The organism is Pseudoalteromonas sp. (genome assembly GCF_036960685.1).
Taxonomy (GTDB): domain Bacteria; phylum Pseudomonadota; class Gammaproteobacteria; order Enterobacterales; family Alteromonadaceae; genus Pseudoalteromonas.
In genome coordinates this window covers 1-594 of sequence record NZ_JBALXK010000073.1, presented here as the reverse complement: position 1 = coordinate 594, position 594 = coordinate 1, and the positions used below count along the sequence as shown (strand labels likewise).

1 protein-coding gene is annotated in these 594 nt (G+C 39.7%); it reads left to right on the top strand.

Annotation, left to right across the window (positions count from 1 at the left end):
- Positions 1–201 precede the first annotated feature (201 nt).
- Positions 202–594: packaged DNA stabilization protein (locus V7783_RS21100; protein ID WP_335680395.1), on the top strand; the 393-nt coding region annotated here is incomplete at its 3' end.

Genomic DNA, 594 nt, shown 5'->3' with positions numbered 1-594 from the left:
GAATTATGTACTTTGTTTTTTGCACATTCCCTGACGTTATCGACAGTAAGGGATTCCTAACAGGCGGACTTTTAGTTAACGGTACCGCGGAAGACTTTAAGGACATACCAACAGAGTAGTTTGTTGTGATTAATTACCCAAAGTGTAACTAGATAAGCCTTGTGATAGAATAAATAAAACATTTTATCACAAGGTTTTTTTATGCCTGCTGTAAATCTAATTAAAGGTGACTCTCTCGATGCTTCAGGTGTTGATTATCGTGACTCTATACCTGTAAATATGTACGGAGTACTTAGGAATACTTTGGGTTCGGCTGGCTATATGTATCAAATGCCCGGTCTAGCCTCTTTTGGTGAGGCTAGCGGAATAGATCGTGGTGGATTATGGGTAAGCACTCCGTCTTTTGAAGGTCATTACCGTGTATCTGGAAATGATTTGGTGTCTATTGGCGCTGGTGGTTCCAAGACGGTATTAGGTACGGTTCCAGGCAATGAGCAAGTGCCTATGGATTTCACCTTTAAAGATATTTTTGCTGATTTATTTGGTCAGCATAATGTCGCCTTTTCAGATAAAACCAGCAAAACTTATCCAAAA